The organism is Burkholderia sp. Bp9004 (genome assembly GCF_003858025.1).
Taxonomy (GTDB): Bacteria; Pseudomonadota; Gammaproteobacteria; order Burkholderiales; family Burkholderiaceae; genus Burkholderia; species Burkholderia diffusa.
The window spans coordinates 82,197-103,848 of the sequence record NZ_QTQD01000028.1 but is presented as its reverse complement, the minus strand read 5'-3'; the positions used below and the strand labels follow the sequence as shown (position 1 = coordinate 103,848).

The following is a 21,652-nucleotide window of genomic DNA, read 5'->3' as shown; positions in this document are numbered from 1 at the left end:
GCTTACTGGTTCTGGCCGTCGAGCTTCGCCTTCAGCAGCGCGCCGAGGTTGGTCGTACCGGTCGCAGCAGCGCTGGTGTCCGACTGCAGGCCGCGGATCGCTTCCTGTTGTTCAGCCGAATCCTTCGCCTTGATCGACAGGTTGATGCCACGCGACTTGCGATCGATGTTGATCACCATCGCGTTGACCTTGTCGCCTTCCTTCAGCACGTTGCGTGCGTCTTCGACGCGATCCTGCGAGATTTCCGACGCGCGCAGGTAGCCTTCGATGTCGCCCGTCAGCGTGACGACCGCACCCTTCGCATCGACCGACTTCACCACGCCGTCGACGATCGAACCCTTGTCGTTCATTGCAACGTAGTTGCTGAACGGGTCGCCTTCGAGCTGCTTGATGCCGAGCGAAATACGCTCCTTCTCGACGTCGATACCGAGCACGATCGCTTCGACTTCGTCGCCCTTCTTGTACTTGCGAACGGCTTCTTCGCCGGCTTCGCTCCACGAGAGGTCCGACAGGTGGACCAGGCCGTCGATGCCGCCCGGCAGACCGATGAACACGCCGAAGTCGGTGATCGACTTGATTGCGCCCGTGATCTTGTCGCCCTTCTTGAAGTTGCGGCTGAAGTCATCCCACGGATTCGGCTTGCACTGCTTCATGCCGAGGCTGATACGACGACGGTCTTCGTCGATCTCGAGGACCATGACTTCGACTTCGTCGCCCAGCTGGACAACCTTCGACGGAGCAACGTTCTTGTTGGTCCAGTCCATTTCCGACACGTGGACGAGGCCTTCGATGCCCGATTCCACTTCGACGAATGCGCCGTAGTCGGTGATGTTCGTGACCTTGCCGAACAGGCGCGTGCCCGACGGGTAACGGCGCGAGATGCCTTCCCACGGATCGTCGCCCAGTTGCTTGATGCCCAGCGAGACGCGGTTCTTTTCTTGATCGAACTTGAGGATCTTCGCGGTGACTTCCTGGCCAACCGACAGGACTTCGCTCGGGTGACGCACACGACGCCATGCGATGTCGGTGATGTGCAGCAGGCCGTCGATGCCGCCGAGGTCGACGAACGCGCCGTAGTCGGTGATGTTCTTGACCACGCCGTTGACGATCGCGCCTTCCTTCAGCGTCTCGAGCAGCTTTGCGCGCTCTTCGCCTTGCGTTGCTTCGATCACTGCACGACGCGACAGCACGACGTTGTTACGCTTGCGATCGAGCTTGATCACGCGGAACTCGAGCGTCTTGCCTTCGTACGGGGTCGTGTCCTTGACCGGACGCGTGTCGACCAGCGAACCCGGCAGGAACGCGCGGATGCCGTTGACCATCACGGTCATGCCGCCCTTCACCTTGCCGGTGATCGTGCCGGTGACGAGTTCGTTGTTGTCGAGAGCCTTTTCCAGCGACAGCCACGATGCAAGGCGCTTCGCCTTGTCGCGCGACAGGATCGTGTCGCCGTAGCCGTTTTCGAGTGCGTCGATCGCGACGGACACGAAATCGCCCGACTGCACCTCAACCTCGCCCTGATCGTTCAGGAATTCCTCGATCGGAATGTAAGCCTCGGACTTCAGGCCTGCATTGACGACCACGAAGTTGTGGTCGACGCGCACGACTTCGGCGGAAATCACTTCGCCGGCGCGCATGTCTTGGCGGGTCAGCGACTCTTCGAACAGAGCCGCGAAAGATTCAGTATTCGGGTTGGAGGTTTGCAGGTCGGACATAAAAATCTGATTGTGCATGGATCGCTGTGCCACGCCGGCCGGAATGGCAGGCTGAAAGGGCCAGATCGAAGCCACACGGGGTTAAGGGTTCGAAACACGCTCCGCGCTTCTCGCGCAAAGCACCTACTGCTGCCCGCCTTCTCAGGCGGGCTGACCGAGCGTTCGGTACCACTGCAGCACCTGGTCGACTGCTTCATCAACCGAAAGCGCCGACGTATCGAGCAGCTTGGCATCTGCCGCAGGCTTCAGCGGCGCGGCTGCGCGATTGCTGTCGCGCGCGTCACGTTCACGAAGATCCCGGAGCAAGTTATCAATATTAGCAGAAAAACCTTTTTGCATCAATTGCTTATGCCGCCTGGTCGCGCGAGCCTCGGCACTGGCCGTCAGGAACACCTTCAGCACGGCGTCCGGGAAGATCACAGTGCCCATGTCGCGGCCGTCGGCAACGAGGCCCGGCGTCTTGCGGAACGCGCGCTGGCGCGCGACGAGCGCGGTACGCACCGGCCCGTGCACGGCAATGGCCGACGCGCGGTTGCCGACCGCTTCGGCGCGGATGTCGTTCGACACGTCGACGCCGTCGAGCTGCGCGCAGCCCTCGCGGAACGTGATGTGAAGATCGTCGATCAGCTTCACGAGCGCGTCGACATCCTCCGCCGCGATGCCGTAGCGCACGCTCGCGAGCGCGGCGAGCCGGTACAGCGCGCCGCTGTCGAGCAGGTGAAAGCCGAGATGCGCGGCGACGAGCGCCGCGACGGTCCCCTTGCCGGAAGCGGTCGGACCGTCGATCGTGATGACGGGGGTCGGGTGAAAGGGTCGGGTCGATTTCATCGGAACTGTCGGGTCAGGCTTTGGCGAGCGCGGCAAAGCGGTCGAAATAGTCGGGGAACGTCTTGCCGACGCACTTCGGATCGTTGATCCGCACGGGCACACCGCCCAGGCTGACGAGCGAGAAGCACATCGCCATCCGGTGATCGTCGTACGTGTCGATCGCTGCATTCGGCGTGAGCCGTTGCGGCGGCGTAACGACCAGATAGTCCGGGCCTTCCTCGACGATCGCGCCGACCTTGCGCAGTTCGGTCGCCATCGCGGCGATGCGGTCGGTTTCCTTCACGCGCCAGCTCGCGATGTTGCGCAGCGTGCTCGTGCCGCTCGCGAACAGCGCCGCGACCGCGATGGTCATCGCCGCGTCGGGAATCAGGTTGAAGTCCATGTCGATCGGCTCGAGCTTGCCATGGTCATGGCCGATGCCGCGCACTTCGATCCAGTCGTCGCCCATCGATACGTTCGCACCCATCTGCATCAGCGCGTTCGCGAAGCCGACGTCGCCCTGGATGCTCGCGCGCCCCACGCCCTCGACGCGCAGCGGGCCGCCGCCGAGCGCGCCGGCCGCGAGGAAGTACGAGGCCGACGATGCATCGCCCTCGACCATGATGCGCCCCGGCGAACGGTAGCGGACGCCGGCCGGCACGACGAAGCGCTGCCAGCCGTCGCGCTCGACGGTCACGCCGAAGCGCGCCATCAGCCGGATCGTGATGTCGATGTACGGCTTCGAGATCAATTCGCCGTCGACTTCGACGACGATCCTGCCGTCCTTCGCCTTCACGAGCGGCAGCGTCATCAGCAGCGCGGTGAGGAACTGGCTCGACACGTCGCCGCGCACGCGGATCGGCGCGTCGACCGTGATCGCGGCAGGCTTGATCCGCAGCGGCGGAAAGCCTTCGTCTTGCTCGTAGTCGATCTGCGCGCCGATCTGCCGCAGGCCGTCGACGAGGTCGCCGATCGGCCGCTCGTGCATGCGCGGCACGCCGTGCACACGATAGTCGCCGCCGTTGACTGCGAGCGCCGCCGTCAACGGTCGCACCGCGGTGCCCGCGTTGCCGAGGAACAGATCGGCGGTCTTCGCGGTGAACGCGCCGCGCGTGCCGGTGACGACACAGGTGTCGCCCTCGCGCGCGAGCTTCACACCAAGCTTGCCGAGCGCGTCGAGCATCACGCGCGTGTCGTCGGAATCCAGCAGGTTGGTGATCGTCGTATCGCCTTCAGCAAGCGCCGCGAGCAGCAGCACGCGGTTCGAGATGCTTTTCGAGCCGGGCAGGCGCACGGTACCCGACGCGCTGGAATATGGGCCGAGATCGAGATAGTCCATGGGAATCGTCCTGTTTCCTGTTATTTCTTGACCGGTTCGGCAGTGGGCTGCGCGCCACGTTCCTGCCAGGCCTTGCGTGCAGCACGCGAGCGAGTGAACACGGCTTCGAGCGCCGCGCCATCGCCGGCGTCGATCGCCGCACGCAGCCGGGCGAGCACGCGCGTGTAGCCGTCGAGTTCATCGAGCAGCGCCGCGCGGTTCGCGACACACACGTCGCGCCACATTTCCGGGCTCGACGCCGCGATCCGCGTGAAGTCGCGGAAGCCGCCCGCCGCGTACGAGAATTTCAGTTCGGCATCCGTCTCGCCGAGAATTTGCTCTACGAGCGCGAACGACAGCACGTGCGGCAGATGACTGATCGACGCGAACACGCGATCGTGCTGCGCCGTGCTCATGGTGCGCACGTCGGCGCCGGTCGCCCGCCACATCGCGTCGATCCGCGCGACCGCTTCGGGCGCGTTCTCCGGCAACGGACACAGCACGACGTTGCGACCGACGTACAGATCCGGCAGCGCGGCCTCGACGCCGCTCGATTCGCGCCCGGCGATCGGATGGCCCGGCACGAATTGCGCAATCCGCGCACCGAGCGCATCGCGTGCCGCCGTAACGACGTCGGACTTGGTACTGCCAGCGTCGGTGACGATCGTCGCAGCGTCAAGCCACGGCGCGATGCGCGCGAGCAACGGGCCCGTTTGCGCGACGGGCGCAGCCAGCAATACGAGATCGGCGCCGGCAAGTGCGTCGCGCAGTTGCGCATCGTCGTCGAGCGCCACCGCGCGATCGATCACGCCGAGCGCGAGCGCGCGATCGACCGTTGCACGCGAACGACCGACGCCGACGACTTCGCCCGCGCCACCCGGTGTGCGCTCGCGCAGCGCGCGCGCCAGCGATCCGCCGATCAGGCCGACGCCGAAGATGACAAGTTTGTTGAATGCAAAGCCTGACACGACAAGAGCCAAGTGACGCGCGCGGAACGACGCCCCGCGCACGGAAGTCCAGATTCCGGGCAACGGGCCCGCACCCGGCGCGACCTGCACCGGATACCGCCCGAACCCGCCTTGGGCAGCGCCGCCCGGCCTGCCCCGCCCGCTTCGCCGCGCCGCCTGCTCAGTGCAGGCGACGGGCCGCTGCGCGTCAGCGCGCGCGCGGATACGAACCGAGTATCTTCAGGAACGCGGCCTTCTGGCCGAGCTCCGCGAGCGCGGCGGCCACGGCTGGCTCGTCCCGGTGCCCTTCGATGTCGATGTAGAAGTAATACTCCCACGTGCCGACCCGCGCCGGGCGCGACTCGAAGCGCGTCATCGACACACCGTGCCGCGCGAGCGGTTCGAGCAGCTTGAACACCGCGCCCGGCTCGTTCTTCACCGACACGATCAGCGACGTCTGGTCGTGACCGCTCTGCCCGGCCGGCTGCTTGCCGACGATCACGAAGCGCGTGCGATTGTGCGGATCGTCCTGAATCAGCGAGAACGCGATCTGCAGGCCATAGTGCGCGGCCGCGCGGTCGCCTGCGATCGCCGCGACGCCCGGATCCGCCGCCGCGAGACGCGCGGCCTCCGCATTGCTCGACACCGCTTGCCGCTCGAGCTGCGGCGCGTTCGCGGCAAGCCACTGCTGGCATTGCGCGAGCGCCTGCGCATGCGCGCAGACGCGCGTCACGCCGTCGAGCGTGCCGCTCTGCGTGAGCAGGTTGTGATGGATCGGCAGCGCGAGTTCACCGCTGATCAGCAACTGCGTCTGCAGCAGCAGGTCGAGCGTGCGCGACACCGCACCTTCGGTCGAGTTCTCGACCGGCGCGATGCCGAATGCGGACGCGCCTGCCTCGACCGAGCGGAATACCTCATCGATCGACGGACACGGCAGCCCTTCGATCGACTGGCCGAAGTACTCGAACATCGCCTGTTCGCTGTACGTGCCGACCGGCCCGAGGAACGCGACGTGGATCGTCTGTTCGAGCGCGCGGCTCGCGGCCATGATCTCGCGCCAGATGGCGCTAATGTGCTCGCTCGCGAGCGGTCCCGCGCTCATGTCCTGCAGGCGCGCGATCACCTGCAGCTCGCGCTCCGGCCGGAACACCGGCGCGTTGAAATGCTTCTTGACCTCGCCCACCTCGAGCGCCACCGCGGCGCGCTGGTTGAGGAGCGCGATCAGCTGCGCGTCGATCGCGTCGATGCGGTCGCGCAGCGGTTTCAGGCGGGAATTCAGTTCGTCGTCCATGCGTAGTTGCCGTGCTGTTTGAACAGCGCGCGCTCAGGCGCCGCGCTGTTCGAAGTCCTTCATGTACTCGACGAGCGCTTTCACGCCCTCGAGCGGCACCGCGTTGTAGATCGACGCCCGCATGCCGCCGACGGACTTGTGGCCCTTCAGCTGCAGCAGCCCGCGCGCCTTTGCGCCGGCAAGGAAGTCTTCGTTGCGCGTTTCGTCGGCCAGGAAAAAGGGCACGTTCATACGCGACCGCACCGCCGGCTCGACCTTGTTCAGATAGAAACTGCTCGCATCGATCGTGTCGTAGAGCAGCTTCGCCTTCTCGATATTGCGCGCCTCGATCGCCTCGAGGCCACCCTGCCGCTTCAGCCACTGGAACACGAGGCCCGCGATGTAGATCGCATAGGTAGGCGGCGTGTTGTACAGCGAGTTGTTCGCGGCGACGGTCTTCCATTCGAATGCGGACGGGCAGATCGACAGCGCGCGATCGAGCAGATCCTCTCGCACGATCACGACCGTCACGCCGGCCATCCCGATGTTCTTCTGCGCGCCGCCGAACAGCACGCCGTACTTCGCGACGTCCATCGGACGCGACAGAATGTGTGACGACACGTCCGCGACGAGCGGCACGTCGCCGAGGTCGGGAATCTCGAACGTCTCGACGCCGTCGATCGTCTCGTTCGTGCACAGATGCACGTAGGCCGGATCGTCCGACAGCTGCCATTCGGCGCGGGCGGGCGCGCGCGTGAAACCGTCGGCCGTCTTGCCGGATGCGGCCAGATGCGGCGTGCCGTATTTCTTCGCTTCGTTGAACGACTTCTGCGACCACGAACCCGTCACGACGAAGTCGGCGGTCTTGCGCGAACCAAGCAGGTTCATCGGCACGATCGCGTTCTCGGCAATGCCGCCGCCCTGCAGGAACAGGATCCGGTGGCTGGCCGGCACATCGAGCAGCTCGCGCAGGTCGGTCAGCGCTGCCTCGTGGATCGACATGAATTCCTTGCCGCGATGGCTCATCTCCATCACGCTCATGCCGCTGCCGTGCCAGTCGAGCATTTCGTCGGCGGCCTGCCGCAGCACTTCCTCGGGGAGCGCCGCAGGACCGGCGGAGAAATTAAAGACGCGCATCGTGAAAACCTCGGGAGGGACGCGACCGGCTTGCCGCCGGCAGAAAGAACCGCGCCAGAAAAGGAATGGCCGCTTGCGCTCGCGCGCAAACGGCCATTATCGCACTGTCATCAGGCTCCCGCCAAACCCGGCCGAACGGCCGGGCGGCGTGCCCGGACGGCTTACTTGCCCGGCTTGACTGCAGCGACTTCCTTGTCAGCCTGCGTACGCGTTGCCTGGATCGCTTGCGGCATGTACTTCTGCATCAGGCCGTTGACCACGTCGCGACCGACCTGATCCTGAACCTGGATGAACTTGCGGCCCGTCGGGCTCTTGTAGAACGTCGTCAGATCCTTGATCTCCGACGTGCTGTAGTACTTCGCGTAAGCGTCGTACTGAGCCGACATCGCGTCGTTCTGGAACTGCTGCGTGCCGAACACCTTGCCCGCGCCGTCAACCAGCTTCGGCACCGCGTTCTTCTGCAGCGTCGGCACGGCGGCTTGCTTTTGCTTGTCGTTCAGCGTCTTGTTTTCCGACAGCGCGTCCGACAGGATCGCCGGCACGAGTTGCTTTGCCTGCATCTCGGCGCTGTTGCCGATTGCCGACACGAGCTTCGGCGCGTCGATCGCGTCGAGCAGATCCTTGATCGCCGCCTTCTTGTCGGCGTCGATCGGCGCAGCTGCCGCGGTCGCAGCCGGTGCGGAATTCGACAGCGCTTGCGCCATCGCGAACGTCGGCACCAGTGCAGCCAGCAGAACCAGTTGCTTGAATTGCTTTTGCATCATCACTCCCTTTTGGAAATATGAATGGTTGCTCGCCGGCCGCGGCGCTTCACGCCCGCGGCGGCCAGAGTCTCATCCGTTCTTCAGGCTTCGCCGTCCGACGCCTCGTCGGCCTCGCCATCGCCCTCTTCGGCCTCCGCGATCTGCTGCAGGCCAGAAAGCTTGGTACCCTCATCGAGACTGATGAGTGTAACACCTTGCGTGGCACGCCCCATCTCGCGAATCTCGGATACGCGGGTGCGAATCAACACGCCGGCCGTCGTAATCAGCATGATCTGATCCTCGGCGTCGACGAGCGTCGCGGCCACGACCTTGCCGTTGCGCTCGGACGTCTGGATCGCGATCATACCCTTCGTACCGCGGCCGTGGCGCGTGTACTCGGTGATCGGCGTGCGCTTGCCGTAGCCGTTCTCGGTCGCGGTGAGCACGGTCTGCTCCTCGCTGCCCGCGACCAGCATCGCGATGACCTGCTGCCCGTCCTCGAGCTGCATGCCGCGCACACCGCGCGCTTCGCGACCCATCGGACGCACGTCGTTCTCGTCGAAGCGAACGGCCTTGCCGGCGTCGGAGAACAGCATCACGTCGTGCGCACCGTCGGTGATCGATGCACCGATCAGGAAGTCGCCGTCGTCGAGGCCGACCGCGATGATGCCCTTCTTCATCGGACGGCTGAATGCTTCGAGCGGCGTCTTCTTCACGGTGCCGAGCGACGTCGCCATGAAGATGAACTTGTCGGCCGAGAACTCCTTGACCGGCAGCACGACGTTGATCTTCTCGCCTTCCTGCAGCGGGAACATGTTGACGATCGGACGGCCGCGCGAGTTGCGCGAGCCCTGCGGCACTTCATAGACCTTGACCCAGTACACGCGACCGCGGTTCGAGAAGCACAGGATGTAGTCGTGGGTGTTCGCGATGAACAGCGTCTCGATCCAGTCGTCTTCCTTCATCTGCGTCGCCTGCTTGCCGCGGCCGCCGCGCTTCTGCGCGCGATACTCGGACAGCGGCTGCGACTTCACGTAGCCCGCGTGCGACATCGTGACGACCATGTCCTGCGGCGTGATCAGGTCTTCGGTATTCAGTTCGGTCGCGTTCAGCTCGATCTTCGAACGGCGTGCGTCGCCGAATTCGGCCTTCACCGCCGTCAGCTCCTCGCCGATCATCGTCGTGATCCGCTCGGGGCGCGCGAGGATGTCCAGCAGGTCGGCGATCTGCGCCATCACTTCGCGGTACTCGCCGATGATCTTGTCCTGCTCGAGACCGGTCAGGCGCTGCAGACGCATCTGCAGGATTTCCTGCGCCTGCGTGTCGGACAGACGGTACAGCCCGTCGGCCTGCATCCCGAACGCCGGGTTCAGGCCTTCCGGACGGTACGCGGAGCGGCCGCCCGCCGACGCGTTCTCGGCCTCGGCGCGCGTCAGCATATCGCGCACGAGCGACGAATCCCACGGCTTCGCCATCAACTCCTGCTTCGCGATCGGCGGCGTCGGCGCTGCCTTGATGATCGCGATGAACTCGTCGATGTTCGCGAGCGCGACCGCGAGACCTTCGAGCACGTGGCCGCGTTCGCGCGCCTTGCGCAGTTCGTAGATCGTGCGGCGCGTCAGCACTTCGCGTCGATGCGACAGGAAGCACTGCAGGATTTCCTTCAGGTTCAGCAGCTTCGGCTGGCCGTCGACCAGCGCGACCATGTTCATGCCGAACGTGTCCTGCAGCTGCGTCGCCTTGTACAGGTTGTTCAGCACCACTTCGGGCACTTCGCCGCGCTTCAGCTCGATCACGACGCGCATGCCGCTCTTGTCGGACTCGTCGCGGATGTCGGAGATGCCCTCGAGCTTCTTCTCGTTGACGAGCTCGGCGATACGCTCGAGCAGCGAGCGCTTGTTCACCTGGTACGGCAGCTCGTCGACGATGATCGCCATCCGCTGACCGCGGTCGATCTCCTCGAAGTGCGTGGCCGCGCGCATCACGACGCGGCCGCGCCCGGTGCGATAGCCGTCGCGCACGCCGGCGACACCGTAGATGATGCCGGCCGTCGGGAAGTCCGGCGCCGGGATGATCTCGATCAGCTCGTCGATCGTCGCTTCCGGGTTGTTCAGCAGGTGCTGGCACGCGTCGACGACTTCGTTCAGGTTGTGCGGCGGGATATTGGTCGCCATGCCGACCGCGATACCCGACGAGCCGTTGATCAGCAGGTTCGGGATGCGCGACGGCAGGACCGACGGCTGCATCTCGTTACCGTCGTAGTTCGGCTCGAAGTCGACCGTTTCCTTGTCGATGTCGGCGAGCAACTCGTGACCGATCTTCGCCATGCGAATTTCGGTGTAACGCATCGCCGCGGCATTGTCACCGTCGATCGAGCCGAAGTTGCCCTGTCCGTCGATCAGCATGTAGCGCAGCGAGAAGTCCTGCGCCATCCGCACGATCGTGTCGTACACCGCGGTATCGCCGTGAGGGTGATACTTACCGATCACATCACCGACGATACGCGCCGATTTCTTGTACGCGCGGTTCCAGTCGTTGTTCAGTTCGTGCATCGCGAACAGTACGCGCCGGTGCACGGGCTTCAGGCCATCGCGGACATCCGGAAGGGCACGTCCGACGATCACGCTCATCGCGTAATCGAGATACGAACGGCGCATTTCCTCCTCTAGGGAGGTGGGCAGGGTCTCTTTGGCGAATTGATCCATGTATCCGTATCGTTTCGGAGCGAAGACGGCGAACGCCTTTCGCGTGGGCGCTGCATGCGCAACGCAACGCGAGATTCTAACATGCACGCATCAGCCGCCAATTCGCCACCCCCTCTATATGTAAACAGCAAAAATCACGGCCCATGGCAAAGGCATCCCGGACCGGCCATGATTGCGCCCCATTCAGGAAGCCCAGGGCGCTCGGACCCTTGTCACGCATGCGCGTAAACCCTTGCGGCCCTTCATGCAATTTCGCGGACACACTCTTGACAATCCCTGAAAGTTGCGGCAGGCAGGTGTTGCGCATGCACCACAAAGTTGAAGCGATCTTGGGGTGGGGAGGATTTTTTTTCGTAGGAAGGGAACGATATGGCAAAATGCCAACGCACTGAAAGTTAGACGCTGCTCGAAGTCTACACAGAGCGGTGCCGCGTTTTTTGTGCCGCACCAATGTTATACTTCGAGCAATGTATGACTTGTCACCGTCAACAGGCTCGCAGTAAACCTGCGGTAATCTCAATTTCGAGAGGAGAAATATGAATAAACTTTCAAAGCTCGCGTTCATTGCAGCTACCGCAGTTATGGCTGCATCCGCTTCGGCACAGTCGGTGCCGGCGTCGCGTCAAGCCGTCAACGACAACTGGGTGAACGGCACGGGCGAATGGGTGTGGATGAACGGCACGAACGAGCTCTGCTGGCGTGACGCGTTCTGGACGCCGGCCACCGCCAACGCGAAGTGCGATGGCGCACTGGTCGCCCAGGCACCGCAGCCGCCGGTCGCTCCGGTTGCTCCGGCCATCACGAGCCAGAAGATCACGTACCAAGCCGACGCACTGTTCGACTTCGACAAGGCAACGCTCAAGCCGCTGGGCAAGCAAAAGCTGGACGAACTGGCTTCGAAGATCCAGGGCATGAACACGGAAGTGGTCGTCGCTACGGGCTACACGGACCGCATCGGTTCGGACAAGTACAACGACCGCCTGTCGCTGCGCCGCGCACAAGCCGTCAAGTCGTACCTGGTCAGCAAGGGTGTCCCGGCCAACAAGATCTACACGGAAGGCAAGGGCAAGCGCAACCCGGTCACGACCGGCTGCAACCAGAAGAACCGCAAGCAACTGATCGCCTGCCTCGCACCGGACCGCCGCGTGGAAGTCGAAGTGGTCGGTACGCAAGAAGTTCAGAAGACGACCGTTCCGGCGCAGTAAGCCGCGGTTTTCGACTGCTTCAAAGCCCCGCTCCGGCGGGGCTTTTTCTTTGACGCCCGTCCAGGCGCTCGCTGGCCTCGTTGTGCGCCCCCTTATATACTCGGGGCTGACGTACCGACGCACCGCCCTCCTTCCGTAGCCCGTTTGCCGACATGACCAACGCCGATCCGCACGAACTCCAGAAATTCAGCGACCTCGCCCATCGGTGGTGGGACCCGAATGCCGAATTCAAGCCCTTGCACGACCTGAATCCGGTCCGGCTCGGCTGGATCGATTCGCATGCGCACCTCGCCGGCAAGCGCGCACTCGATATCGGCTGCGGCGGCGGCATCCTGTCCGAATCAATGGCCGGGCTCGGCGCCCAGGTGAAAGGCATCGACCTGTCGACCGAAGCGCTCGGCGTCGCCGACCTGCACAGCCTCGAAAGCGGCATCACGGTCGACTACGAGGCGATCGCCGCCGAAGCGATCGCCGAACGCGAGCCGGGCACTTACGACGTCGTCACCTGCATGGAGATGCTCGAGCACGTGCCTTCGCCGGCCGGCGTCGTCGCCGCGTGCGCGACGCTCGTGAAGCCGGGCGGCTGGGTGTTCTTCTCCACGCTGAACCGCAACCTGAAGTCCTACCTGTTCGCGGTAATCGGCGCTGAGTACATCGCGCAGATGCTGCCGAAGGGCACCCACGACTACGCGCGCTTCATCCGCCCGTCGGAACTGGCGAGCTTCGTGCGCGGGACCGATCTGCACATCGTGGAGATCAAGGGTATTACATATCACCCGATCGGCAAGCGCTTCGCGCTGTCGAATGACACCGACATCAACTATCTCGTCGCGTGCCGCCGAGGCGCGTGACCCTCCGACCGGCATGACGATTCCCCTTTCGACCGAGCGGCCCGCATTCGACGCGCCGCGCCTGCTGCACTGCGATGCCGTGCTGTTCGACCTCGACGGCACGCTCGCCGACACGGCGCCCGATCTCGCCGCTGCAGTCCACAAGATGCAGCGCGTGCGCGGCCTGCCCGAAACGTCGCTCGACGTGCTGCGGCCGCTGGCATCGGCCGGTGCGCGGGGCCTGCTCGGCGGCGCATTCGGAATCGATCCGCATTCGCCCGGCTACGATGCGATGCGCGACGAGTTCCTGACCAATTACGCGACCGACATCTGCGTGCACACAGTGCTGTTCCCCGGCATCGGCGACGTGCTCGACGAACTCGATGGACGCGGCGTGCGCTGGGGCATCGTCACGAACAAGGCGATGCGTCTCACCGCGCCGCTCGCCGACCTGCTCGGCCTCGCGCCGCGCGCGGCCTGCATCGTCGGGGGCGACACAACGCCGCACTCGAAACCGCATCCGGCCCCGCTGTTGCATGCGGCGGAACAAATGACGCTCGCGCCGGAGCGCATCGTCTACGTCGGCGACGATCTTCGCGACATCCAGGCTGGCAGCGCGGCGGGGATGGCGACGGTCGCGGCCGCGTACGGCTACTGCGGTGAGGGCGTCGCGCCGGCTGATTGGCAGGCGCAGCATCTCGTCGGCACGACGCAGGAACTGCGCGAACTGCTGCGCCATGTTGGGCTATAATGGTGAATCTTATCCGCGGGGGCGACCTGGTTTCGACAGGGGTTGTGAAGCGGCTAGGGCATGTCGAGGACCCGTCACCTCGTTAATCAATGGGAAAATCGTAACTGCAAACGACGATACGTTCGCACTGGCAGCCTAACGGCCGCCGTCCTCTGCCTAGTTCACTGACGGGCTAGTGTCGCAAGACCGGTAGCAATACCGCCAGAGGTCATTTACGTCAGTTAAGCCCTGTCGGCGTCGCGACGCCAGGGTCGAAAATCTAGCGAATCGCCGTAGTGCAGCGTGTTCGTCCGCGTCGCTGCGGTTAAATCAAATGACTGAACTAAACATGTAGAACTAGTCGTGGAGCGCTTCTGGACGCGGGTTCGATTCCCGCCGCCTCCACCAAATTTCGCGCTTGACGCACGAACCCCGCACGACGCGAGTCTGCGGGGTTTTTTGTTGCCGGGGAAGCCGAACGTCCCGTGCCTTCCGAAAAAGCGCCCAGCCCCGGACGGGCCGGGCGGAATGCCGCCAGCATTCCGACGGCAGGAGGTGACGGATGTTCGGCGTCGCCCGCACGGTGATCGACCGCGGCGGACGGCACCCTGCCCGGCACGCGACGCGTCATCGCACGCGCAGCACGGCCTCACCGGGCGATGAGCAGCTTAGCTGCCGCGATACAGCGACTTCATTTCTTCTGCACTGGCCGGACGCACGCCGATCGCACGCGAACCCGCTGCCGATGCGCCTTGCACCTGCGCGCCATAACCGCTGGCGTCGGCGCCTTGCGCCTGGGCGAGCGCGCTGCGCTGTTGCTCTGCGACACGCGCCGTGGCGGCCTGGATCGCTTCCGGATAATGCGGATCTTCGCCGCGGGCGGTGTTGTAACCGGCCTGCTGGAGCTGAACCAGTTCGGCACGAACCTGTGCGCGGGTGAGTGCCGAGCCGGACTGCGCGAACGACACGACCGGGGCAACGAGAGCAGCAGCAACGACAACGGCTTGAACGAGCGACTTCATGATGACCTACCTCCAGATTTGTCTGATTTCGCGGTGAACACCCGTTCATCGCTGACAAACCGAAGTTTATGTAGGCGCGTGCTTAAGAATAAGGCAGGTTTCAGGAAGACATCCTTCCCGAAACAAGGGTTAACCCTAGGATGGTACGGATCTGGTCCAGCCCCCGCACGATCACACTATGCGAGGCCGAGCCACAAAGCATAAGCCCCGCCGGGCAGCACACCCTGCGGGGCTCGAAAGGAACCGCGCGGCAACGGCGCGGGTTGGACAAACGATCGCGGCGTCGACAACCCGGCGCGTCAGCGCCTGCTTATTGTGTGTCCATCGGACACTTCAGGTTGCAGCCGTTCGGGTCCCCCAAATCGCCCTTGCGGCGCAATGCCGACTTCTTGCCGTTCTGGTATTTCTGCGACGGCGCCGACGCCGCGAACGGCATCTGCGGATGCTCGTTCAGGCGGAACTGGTCGCTCAGGATCCCGCCGGGCAGGCCGGGTGAATTCTGCGCGAGCGCCAATGGCGAAACGGCAACAAGAAGCCCTGCGGTCAACGCTGCCGCGGAGAAAGGAACGGATAGTTTCATGGCGGGATGACGCCTGAACGGCGTGCTTGTTGGAACGTTGATCAAGCGGCAAGCGTAGCGCAAATCCCTCGCTGCTGCAGCGCGGTTCGCGCGCGTCCCCGTTACCGTACATTGCCGTCCGGCATACGGCCCCCGGCGATGCCGGCGAATCCGTTCGCGACGCCGGTCAGCGTCCCGCACGCGGCCGGATCGTAGCCGTCGAGATGCGCGACGCGGTCGACGAAGCGCGCATCGCGCAGCAAGGCGAGCACGCCGGCGAGCGGTCGCGAGTCGAGCTGCGCGCGTTCGCACGCAAAGTAATAGTCCTCGTCGACGACCGGGATGAAATCGAGCCCGAAGTGATGGGCGGCCGGCTCGACGCCGAAGCCGAGATCCGCCATCCCGCTCGCGACGAACGCGGCGATCGCCGAGTGCGTGAGTTCGGCCGACGCATAGCCGTCGATACGCTCGGGATCGATGCCGATCGCGCGCAATGCAAGATCGAGCAGCATGCGCGTGCCCGACCCCGGCTGCCGGTTGACGAAGCGGATGTCGTTGCGGGCGAGATCGGCGAGCCCGCTGACCTGCTTCGGGTTGCCGCGCGGCACGAACAGCCCCTGCTGGCGACGCGTCAGATGAATCAGCACGTGACGGGTGTCGTCGAGCCACGGCCGGTAGATCTGTGCGCACTGTTCGCGAAACGCGCCGCGTGGCAGATGAAAACCGGCCAGCTCGCATTCACCGCGCGCGAGCGCCTGCACGGCTTCGACGCTCTCGCGATACTTGATGTCGACGGCTGCCTGCGAATCGACAAGCGCGGAGACGAGCGTCGCAACCGCGTAGCCGTGCGATGCATGGATGCGCACGGCGCCGTCGCGCTGCGCGAGGCGCCGGTTCAGGTCGCTCGCCACCTCGGCTGCCAGCGCGCGCAGGTTCCCGTCGAGACGGTTGCGCGCGAGCCGCTGCGCGTCGACGACCGCCTGCCCCAGCTCCGACAGCGTCGATCCCTTGCCGCGTGCCGTCTCGATCAACTCGCCGCCGACGCACGCCTCAAGCGCCCGCAGCATGCCCCACGCGTGCCGATACGACAGACCTTTCGCCTGCGCGGCCTGCGCGATGCTGCCCGTATCGGCCACGAGCTCCAGCAACGGGGCGACGTCCGACAGGCTCGCCGTCCGGCCCTCCGTGTCGCGTACGGTCAGATACGCGTCGCATTCGATTCGAATCAATTATGTACTCCGATTTCCTATTGCGACTGCGAAATCTTCCGCTTATCGTTGCTTAAAATCAATCAGGACGAAGTCCCGATGTGCACTATATGAATTGACGGCACATATGAGACTTTGGAGGAGCATAACCGATGTCCCCGAATTCCCCTGCGCCCGACGCGCTCGTCGAGCGCCACGCGCGTGCCGGCCGCTCGCTCGTCGCGATCCTGCATGCGATCCAGGACGATGCAGGCTACGTGCCGGCAGGCTGCGTCGCGCCGCTCGCGAAGGCGCTGAATCTGTCGCGCGCCGAAGTGCACGGCGTGCTCACCTACTATCACCACTTCCGCACCGCGCCGCCCGCGCGCGTGACGATCCAGATGTGCCGCGCCGAGGCGTGCCGCAGCATGGGCTGCGAAGCGCTGGCCGCGCACGCGGAAGCGCGCACGGGTTGTCGATTCGACGCGGCGCACGGCGATGGCGCCGACGCGCACGCGCCGGACGACATCGCGCTCGAATCGGTCTACTGCCTCGGGCTGTGCGCGCAATCGCCGTCGATGACGGTCAACGGCGTGTTGCACGCAAAGGTCACGCCGGAAAAGTTCGACGCCCTGCTCGCCGACGCGACCGCGCACACTTCGGAGGCAGCATGACGACCCGCATCTACGTTCCGCGCGACTCGTCCGCGCTGGCGCTCGGCGCCGACGCGCTCGCCGCCGCGATCGTTGCGGAAGCCGAGCGGCGCGGCGTCGCGATCGAACTGATCCGCAACGGCTCGCGTGGGCTGCTGTGGCTCGAGCCGCTCGTCGAGGTCGGCACGGCCGCCGGTCGCGTCGGCTACGCGAACCTGTCAGCCGCAGACGTGCCCGCCCTGTTCGACGCGAACTGGCTCGACGGCGGCGCGCATCCGAGCGGCGTCGGCGTAGTCGACGCCCTGCCCTATCTCGCGCGCCAGCAGCGCCTCACGTTCGCGCGCATCGGCCTGACCGATCCACTGTCGATCGACGATTACTTGAAGCACGACGGCCTCGCCGGCCTGAAGAACGCGCTCACGCTCGACGGCGGCGCCGCGTGCGAATTGCTGATCGAATCGGGGCTGCGCGGCCGCGGCGGCGCAGCCTTCCCGGCCGGCATCAAGTGGCGCACCGTCCGGCAGGCCAGCGCGACGCAGAAGTACATCGTCTGCAACGCGGACGAAGGCGATTCGGGCACGTTCTCCGATCGCCTGATCATGGAAAGCGATCCATACTGCCTGATCGAAGGAATGATCATCGCGGGCATCGCGACGGGCGCGACGCTCGGCTACATCTACGTGCGCAGTGAATACCCGCACGCGATCGCGGCACTGGAAACCGCGATCGAGCGCGCCCGTGAAGCCGGCTGGCTCGGCGAACGCGTGCTCGGCTCCGCGCATGCGTTCGACCTGCACGTCGCGAAGGGTGCGGGCTCCTACGTGTGCGGCGAGGAAACGGCGCTGCTCGAATCGCTCGAAGGCAAGCGCGGCGTCGTACGCGCGAAGCCGCCGCTGCCCGCGCTCGCCGGCCTGTTCGGCCAGCCGACCGTGATCAACAACGTGATCACGCTCGCGACCGCGCCGGTGATCTTCGCGCGCGGCGCCGCGTTCTATCGCGACTACGGGATGGGTCGCTCGCGCGGCACGCTGCCGTTCCAACTCGCGGGCAACATCCGCTACGGCGGGCTCGTGGAGCTCGCGTTCGGCGTCACGCTGCGCGAGCTGCTGTTCGACTACGGCGGCGGCACGGCAAGCGGCCGGCCCGCGCGCGCCGCCCAGGTCGGCGGCCCGCTCGGCACCTATCTGCCCGATCACCAGTGGGACGTGCCACTCGACTACGAGGCGTACACGGCAATCGGCGCGGTCGTTGGCCACGGCGGCATCGTGCTGCACGACGACACGTCGAATCTCGCGGAGCTCGCCGAATACGCGATGAAGTTCTGCGCGATCGAATCGTGCGGCAAGTGCACGCCGTGCCGGATCGGATCGACGCGCGGCGTCGAGACGATCGCACGCATTCGCCAGGGCGATAAGTCGGAGCGACAGGTCACGCTGCTGCGCGACCTGTGCGACACGATGCTCGCCGGCTCGCTGTGCGCGATGGGCGGGATGACGCCTTACCCGGTGCTGTCCGCGCTCGACCATTTCCCCGAAGATTTCGGGCTCGCCGCCGGCAAGCAAGCCGCGTCGGGTCCGGTCAAGGCTGCGGCCTGACCCAGAAGGAGCCCTGAATGTCCCTCGACACGAACAACGTCCGCCAAGGCGGCTGCGGCTCGGGCCAATGCGCGTGCAAGAGCGCCGCCCAGGCGCGCGTGCGCGATCCGTTCGACGAAACCGACTACGGCACGCCGCAACGGCATGCCGATACCGACGTCACGCTCGAAATCGACGGCCAGCCGGTGACGGTGCCGGCCGGCACGTCGGTGATGCGCGCCGCGATCGAAGCCGGCGTCAACGTGCCCAAGCTTTGCGCGACCGATTCGCTCGAACCGTTCGGATCGTGCCGCCTGTGTCTGGTCGAAATCGAGGGCCGGCGCGGCTATCCGGCATCGTGCACGACGCCCGCCGAAGCCGGGATGAAGGTGCGCACGCAGTCGGACCGGCTGCAGTCGCTGCGCCGCAACGTGATGGAGCTGTACATCTCCGACCACCCGCTCGACTGCCTCACCTGCCCCGCCAACGGCAACTGCGAGCTGCAGGACATGGCCGGCGTGGTCGGGCTGCGCGAAGTGCGCTACGGTTTCGACGGCGCGAATCACCTGCGCGAGCAGAAGGACGAATCGAATCCGTATTTCACGTACGATCCGTCGAAGTGCATCGTCTGCAACCGCTGCGTGCGCGCATGCGAGGAAACGCAAGGCACGTTCGCGCTGACGATCGCCGCGCGCGGTTTCGAATCGCGCGTCGCCGCCGGCGAAAGCGAATCGTTCATGGAATCGGAATGCGTATCGTGCGGCGCCTGCGTCGCCGCGTGCCCGACCGCCACGCTGCAGGAGAAGTCCGTCATCCAGTTCGGCCAGGCCGAGCACTCGGTCGTCACGACCTGCGCGTACTGCGGCGTCGGCTGCTCGCTCAAGGCCGAGATGAAGGGCACGCAGGTCGTGCGCATGACGCCGCACAAGAACGGCCTCGCGAACGAAGGTCATGCGTGCGTGAAGGGCCGCTTCGCGTGGGGCTACGCAACGCACAAGGACCGCATCACGAAACCGATGATCCGCGAGAAGATCACCGACCCGTGGCGCGAAGTCAGCTGGGAAGAAGCGCTCACGTACGCGGCGACGCAATTCCGCAAGCTGCAGCAGAAATACGGCCGCGATTCGATCGGCGGCATCACGTCGTCGCGCTGCACGAACGAGGAAACCTACCTCGTGCAGAAGCTGGTACGCGCCGCGTTCGGCAACAACAACGTCGATACCTGCGCACGCGTGTGCCACTCGCCGACCGGCTATGGCCTGAAGGCGACGCTCGGCGAATCGGCCGGTACGCAGACCTTCGCGTCGGTCGGCCAGGCCGACGTGATCGTCGTGATGGGCGCGAACCCGACCGACGGCCACCCTGTGTTCGGCTCGCGCATGAAGCGTCGCATCCGCGAAGGCGCGAAGCTGATCGTGATCGACCCGCGCCGCATCGACGTGGTCGACGGCCCGCACGTGAAGGCCACGCACCACCTGCAGCTGCGCCCCGGCACCAACGTCGCGATGGTCAACGCGCTCGCGCACGTGATCGTCACCGAAGGGCTCGTCGCCGAGGCATTCGTCGCCGAACGCTGCGACACGCGCGCGTTCGAGCAATGGCGCGACTTCGTGTCGCGCGCCGACAACTCGCCCGAGGCCACCGCGGACGTGACGGGCGTACCGGCCGAACTGGTGCGCGAGGCCGCACGCCTCTATGCAACCGGCGGCAACGCCGCGATCTACTACGGCCTCGGCGTGACCGAACACGCGCAAGGCTCGACGACGGTGATGGGCATCGCGAACCTCGCGATGGCGACTGGCAACATCGGTCGCGAAGGCGTCGGCGTCAATCCGCTGCGCGGCCAGAACAACGTGCAAGGCTCGTGCGACATGGGTTCGTTCCCGCACGAGCTGCCCGGCTACCGGCACATCAGCGACGCAATCGTGCGCAGCCAGTTCGAGGAAGCATGGTCGGCCACGCTGCAACCGGAACCGGGGCTGCGCATCCCGAACATGTTCGACGCGGCGCTCGACGGCAGCTTCAAGGGGCTTTACTGCCAGGGCGAGGACATCGTCCAGTCGGACCCGAACACGCAGCACGTCGCGGCCGCGCTGTCGTCGATGGAATGCATCGTCGTGCAGGACATCTTCCTGAACGAAACCGCGAAATACGCGCACGTGCTGCTGCCGGGTTCGACGTTCCTCGAGAAGGACGGCACGTTTACGAACGCGGAGCGCCGCATCTCTCGCGTACGCAAGGTGATGCCGCCGCTCGCGGGTTACGCCGACTGGGAAGTGACGCTGCTGCTGTCGCAGGCGCTCGGCTACGACATGCACTACACGCATCCGTCGGAAATCATGGACGAGATCGCGCGGCTCACGCCGACCTTCTCGGGCGTGTCGTACAAGAAGCTCGACACGCTCGGCAGCATCCAGTGGCCGTGCAACGAAGATGCACCGGACGGCACGCCGACGATGCATATCGACGCGTTTGTGCGCGGCAAAGGCCGGTTCGTGATTACGCAGTTCATTCCGACGCCGGAAAAGGTCACGCAGCGCTATCCGCTGATCCTGACCACGGGCCGCATCCTGTCGCAATACAACGTCGGCGCGCAGACGCGCCGGACCGAGAACGTCCGGTGGCACGAAGAGGATCGCCTCGAGATTCATCCGCACGATGCGGAGGATCGCGGGATCCGGACAGGCGACTGGGTCGGCATCGAATCGCGGGCCGGCCAGACGGTACTGCGCGCGCTCGTATCCGACCGCATGCAGCCGGGTGTCGTGTACACGACGTTCCACTTCCCCGAGTCGGGCGCGAACGTGATCACGACGGACAGCTCCGACTGGGCCACGAACTGCCCGGAATACAAGGTCACGGCCGTGCAGGTCATGCCGGTTGCGCAGCCGTCGGACTGGCAGCGCGCGTATGCACGTTTCAACTCGGAGCAGCTCGACCTGCTCGAGCGCCGCGCCGCCACGCCGGCTGCCGCGACGACGGGCAAGTGAGGACGCGATGGACAACGGACACCTGATCGACATGGCCAACCAGATCGGCGCGTTCTTCGAATCGATGCCCGATCGCGAAGAAGCGCTGGCCGGAATCGCAGATCACATCCGGCGCTTCTGGGAACCGCGGATGCGGCGCGCGCTACTCGCCGCGCTAGACGATCCGTCGAGCGAAGCCGCGCAACGCGCCGCGCCGATCGTGCGCGACGCGATCGCCGCGCACCGCGCATCGCTCGTGCCGGCCGCGGCCACCGCCTGAG

18 protein-coding genes and 1 other RNA gene are annotated in these 21,652 nt (G+C 65.3%); 8 read left to right on the top strand and 11 right to left on the bottom strand.

The annotated features are described in order from the left end of the window. Positions 1-2 precede the first annotated feature (2 nt). From rpsA to gyrA, 8 genes are all read right to left on the bottom strand, one after another. A complete protein-coding gene (rpsA, locus tag DIE08_RS26415; protein WP_059599019.1) occupies positions 3-1,715 on the bottom strand; it encodes a 30S ribosomal protein S1 in 1,713 nt (570 codons plus the stop codon). 141 nt (positions 1,716-1,856) lie between these two features. Further along, positions 1,857-2,543 (bottom strand): (d)CMP kinase, encoded by a 687-nt coding sequence (cmk, locus tag DIE08_RS26410; RefSeq protein WP_059599008.1) that lies wholly within the window; start codon positions 2,541-2,543, stop codon positions 1,857-1,859. 13 nt (positions 2,544-2,556) lie between these two features. Further along, a complete protein-coding gene (gene aroA / locus DIE08_RS26405) occupies positions 2,557-3,861 on the bottom strand; it encodes a 3-phosphoshikimate 1-carboxyvinyltransferase (protein ID WP_124904419.1) in 1,305 nt (434 codons plus the stop codon). A gap of 20 nt (positions 3,862-3,881) precedes the next feature. Next, positions 3,882-4,808 (bottom strand): prephenate dehydrogenase/arogenate dehydrogenase family protein, encoded by a 927-nt coding sequence (locus DIE08_RS26400; RefSeq protein ID WP_124904417.1) that lies wholly within the window; start codon positions 4,806-4,808, stop codon positions 3,882-3,884. Between the two features lie 187 nt (positions 4,809-4,995). After that, a complete protein-coding gene (gene pheA / locus DIE08_RS26395; RefSeq protein ID WP_124904415.1) occupies positions 4,996-6,078 on the bottom strand; it encodes a prephenate dehydratase in 1,083 nt (360 codons plus the stop codon). 33 nt (positions 6,079-6,111) lie between these two features. Next, complete coding sequence (gene serC / locus DIE08_RS26390; RefSeq protein WP_059530019.1) at positions 6,112-7,194, bottom strand: 3-phosphoserine/phosphohydroxythreonine transaminase; 1,083 nt, start codon at positions 7,192-7,194, stop codon at positions 6,112-6,114. A 161-nt stretch (positions 7,195-7,355) separates the two neighbouring features. Continuing rightward, positions 7,356-7,955: a DUF2059 domain-containing protein gene (locus DIE08_RS26385; protein ID WP_011883810.1), complete on the bottom strand. Its 600-nt coding sequence runs from the start codon at positions 7,953-7,955 to the stop codon at positions 7,356-7,358. Positions 7,956-8,038: 83 nt separating this feature from the next. Beyond that, the gene (gene gyrA, locus DIE08_RS26380; RefSeq protein ID WP_059599005.1) at positions 8,039-10,642 is read right to left on the bottom strand and encodes a DNA gyrase subunit A; all 2,604 of its coding nucleotides are present in this window, start codon (positions 10,640-10,642) and stop codon (positions 8,039-8,041) included. 536 nt (positions 10,643-11,178) lie between these two features. Between gyrA and ompA the strand changes: the two genes are divergently transcribed. From ompA to ssrA, 4 genes are all read left to right on the top strand, one after another. After that, entirely contained in the window at positions 11,179-11,847 is a 669-nt protein-coding gene (gene ompA, locus DIE08_RS26375) for an outer membrane protein OmpA (protein WP_006400736.1), read from the top strand. A 152-nt stretch (positions 11,848-11,999) separates the two neighbouring features. Then, a complete protein-coding gene (gene ubiG / locus DIE08_RS26370) occupies positions 12,000-12,698 on the top strand; it encodes a bifunctional 2-polyprenyl-6-hydroxyphenol methylase/3-demethylubiquinol 3-O-methyltransferase UbiG (protein WP_044844843.1) in 699 nt (232 codons plus the stop codon). 13 nt (positions 12,699-12,711) lie between these two features. Next, entirely contained in the window at positions 12,712-13,428 is a 717-nt protein-coding gene (locus tag DIE08_RS26365; RefSeq protein WP_124904413.1) for an HAD-IA family hydrolase, read from the top strand. 17 nt (positions 13,429-13,445) lie between these two features. Beyond that, positions 13,446-13,815, top strand: a transfer-messenger RNA (tmRNA) gene (ssrA, locus tag DIE08_RS26360). Between the two features lie 260 nt (positions 13,816-14,075). Here the strand turns inward: ssrA and DIE08_RS26355 are convergent. From DIE08_RS26355 to DIE08_RS26345, 3 genes are all read right to left on the bottom strand, one after another. Then, positions 14,076-14,429 carry a DUF4148 domain-containing protein gene (locus DIE08_RS26355; RefSeq protein ID WP_059599002.1) on the bottom strand — a complete coding sequence of 118 codons (354 nt, stop codon included), beginning with the start codon at positions 14,427-14,429 and terminating at the stop codon, positions 14,076-14,078. Between the two features lie 310 nt (positions 14,430-14,739). Then, positions 14,740-15,009 carry a hypothetical protein gene (locus tag DIE08_RS26350; RefSeq protein ID WP_124623574.1) on the bottom strand — a complete coding sequence of 90 codons (270 nt, stop codon included), beginning with the start codon at positions 15,007-15,009 and terminating at the stop codon, positions 14,740-14,742. 101 nt (positions 15,010-15,110) lie between these two features. Further along, positions 15,111-16,217 carry a substrate-binding domain-containing protein gene (locus tag DIE08_RS26345; RefSeq protein WP_124904411.1) on the bottom strand — a complete coding sequence of 369 codons (1,107 nt, stop codon included), beginning with the start codon at positions 16,215-16,217 and terminating at the stop codon, positions 15,111-15,113. Between the two features lie 131 nt (positions 16,218-16,348). Between DIE08_RS26345 and DIE08_RS26340 the strand changes: the two genes are divergently transcribed. The 4 genes from DIE08_RS26340 to DIE08_RS26325 are packed head-to-tail and all read left to right on the top strand — an operon-like array spanning position 16,349 to position 21,651. After that, a complete protein-coding gene (locus DIE08_RS26340; protein ID WP_124623570.1) occupies positions 16,349-16,849 on the top strand; it encodes an NAD(P)H-dependent oxidoreductase subunit E in 501 nt (166 codons plus the stop codon). After that, positions 16,846-18,423 (top strand): NADH-quinone oxidoreductase subunit NuoF, encoded by a 1,578-nt coding sequence (locus DIE08_RS26335; RefSeq protein ID WP_124904435.1) that lies wholly within the window; start codon positions 16,846-16,848, stop codon positions 18,421-18,423. Before DIE08_RS26340 ends, DIE08_RS26335 begins: the two co-directional genes overlap by 4 nt. Before the next feature lie 17 nt (positions 18,424-18,440). Continuing rightward, positions 18,441-21,392, top strand: a complete 2,952-nt coding sequence (gene fdhF, locus DIE08_RS26330) for a formate dehydrogenase subunit alpha (protein WP_124623425.1) — start codon at positions 18,441-18,443, stop codon at positions 21,390-21,392. A 7-nt stretch (positions 21,393-21,399) separates the two neighbouring features. Further along, a complete protein-coding gene (locus DIE08_RS26325) occupies positions 21,400-21,651 on the top strand; it encodes a formate dehydrogenase subunit delta (RefSeq protein WP_059598996.1) in 252 nt (83 codons plus the stop codon). The last annotated feature ends 1 nt before the right edge of the window (position 21,652 follow it).

Coding starts and splice junctions, on each gene's coding strand:
- DIE08_RS26365 (WP_124904413.1), top strand. CDS start 12,712: ATGACGATTCCCCTTTCGACCGAGCGGCCCGCATTCGACGCGCCGCGC.
- DIE08_RS26325 (WP_059598996.1), top strand. CDS start 21,400: ATGGACAACGGACACCTGATCGACATGGCCAACCAGATCGGCGCGTTC.
- gyrA (WP_059599005.1), bottom strand. CDS start 10,642: ATGGATCAATTCGCCAAAGAGACCCTGCCCACCTCCCTAGAGGAGGAA.
- DIE08_RS26385 (WP_011883810.1), bottom strand. CDS start 7,955: ATGCAAAAGCAATTCAAGCAACTGGTTCTGCTGGCTGCACTGGTGCCG.
- cmk (WP_059599008.1), bottom strand. CDS start 2,543: ATGAAATCGACCCGACCCTTTCACCCGACCCCCGTCATCACGATCGAC.
- serC (WP_059530019.1), bottom strand. CDS start 7,194: ATGCGCGTCTTTAATTTCTCCGCCGGTCCTGCGGCGCTCCCCGAGGAA.
- ubiG (WP_044844843.1), top strand. CDS start 12,000: ATGACCAACGCCGATCCGCACGAACTCCAGAAATTCAGCGACCTCGCC.
- fdhF (WP_124623425.1), top strand. CDS start 18,441: ATGTCCCTCGACACGAACAACGTCCGCCAAGGCGGCTGCGGCTCGGGC.
- rpsA (WP_059599019.1), bottom strand. CDS start 1,715: ATGTCCGACCTGCAAACCTCCAACCCGAATACTGAATCTTTCGCGGCT.
- DIE08_RS26335 (WP_124904435.1), top strand. CDS start 16,846: ATGACGACCCGCATCTACGTTCCGCGCGACTCGTCCGCGCTGGCGCTC.
- aroA (WP_124904419.1), bottom strand. CDS start 3,861: ATGGACTATCTCGATCTCGGCCCATATTCCAGCGCGTCGGGTACCGTG.
- ompA (WP_006400736.1), top strand. CDS start 11,179: ATGAATAAACTTTCAAAGCTCGCGTTCATTGCAGCTACCGCAGTTATG.
- pheA (WP_124904415.1), bottom strand. CDS start 6,078: ATGGACGACGAACTGAATTCCCGCCTGAAACCGCTGCGCGACCGCATC.
- DIE08_RS26355 (WP_059599002.1), bottom strand. CDS start 14,429: ATGAAGTCGCTCGTTCAAGCCGTTGTCGTTGCTGCTGCTCTCGTTGCC.
- DIE08_RS26350 (WP_124623574.1), bottom strand. CDS start 15,009: ATGAAACTATCCGTTCCTTTCTCCGCGGCAGCGTTGACCGCAGGGCTT.
- DIE08_RS26340 (WP_124623570.1), top strand. CDS start 16,349: ATGTCCCCGAATTCCCCTGCGCCCGACGCGCTCGTCGAGCGCCACGCG.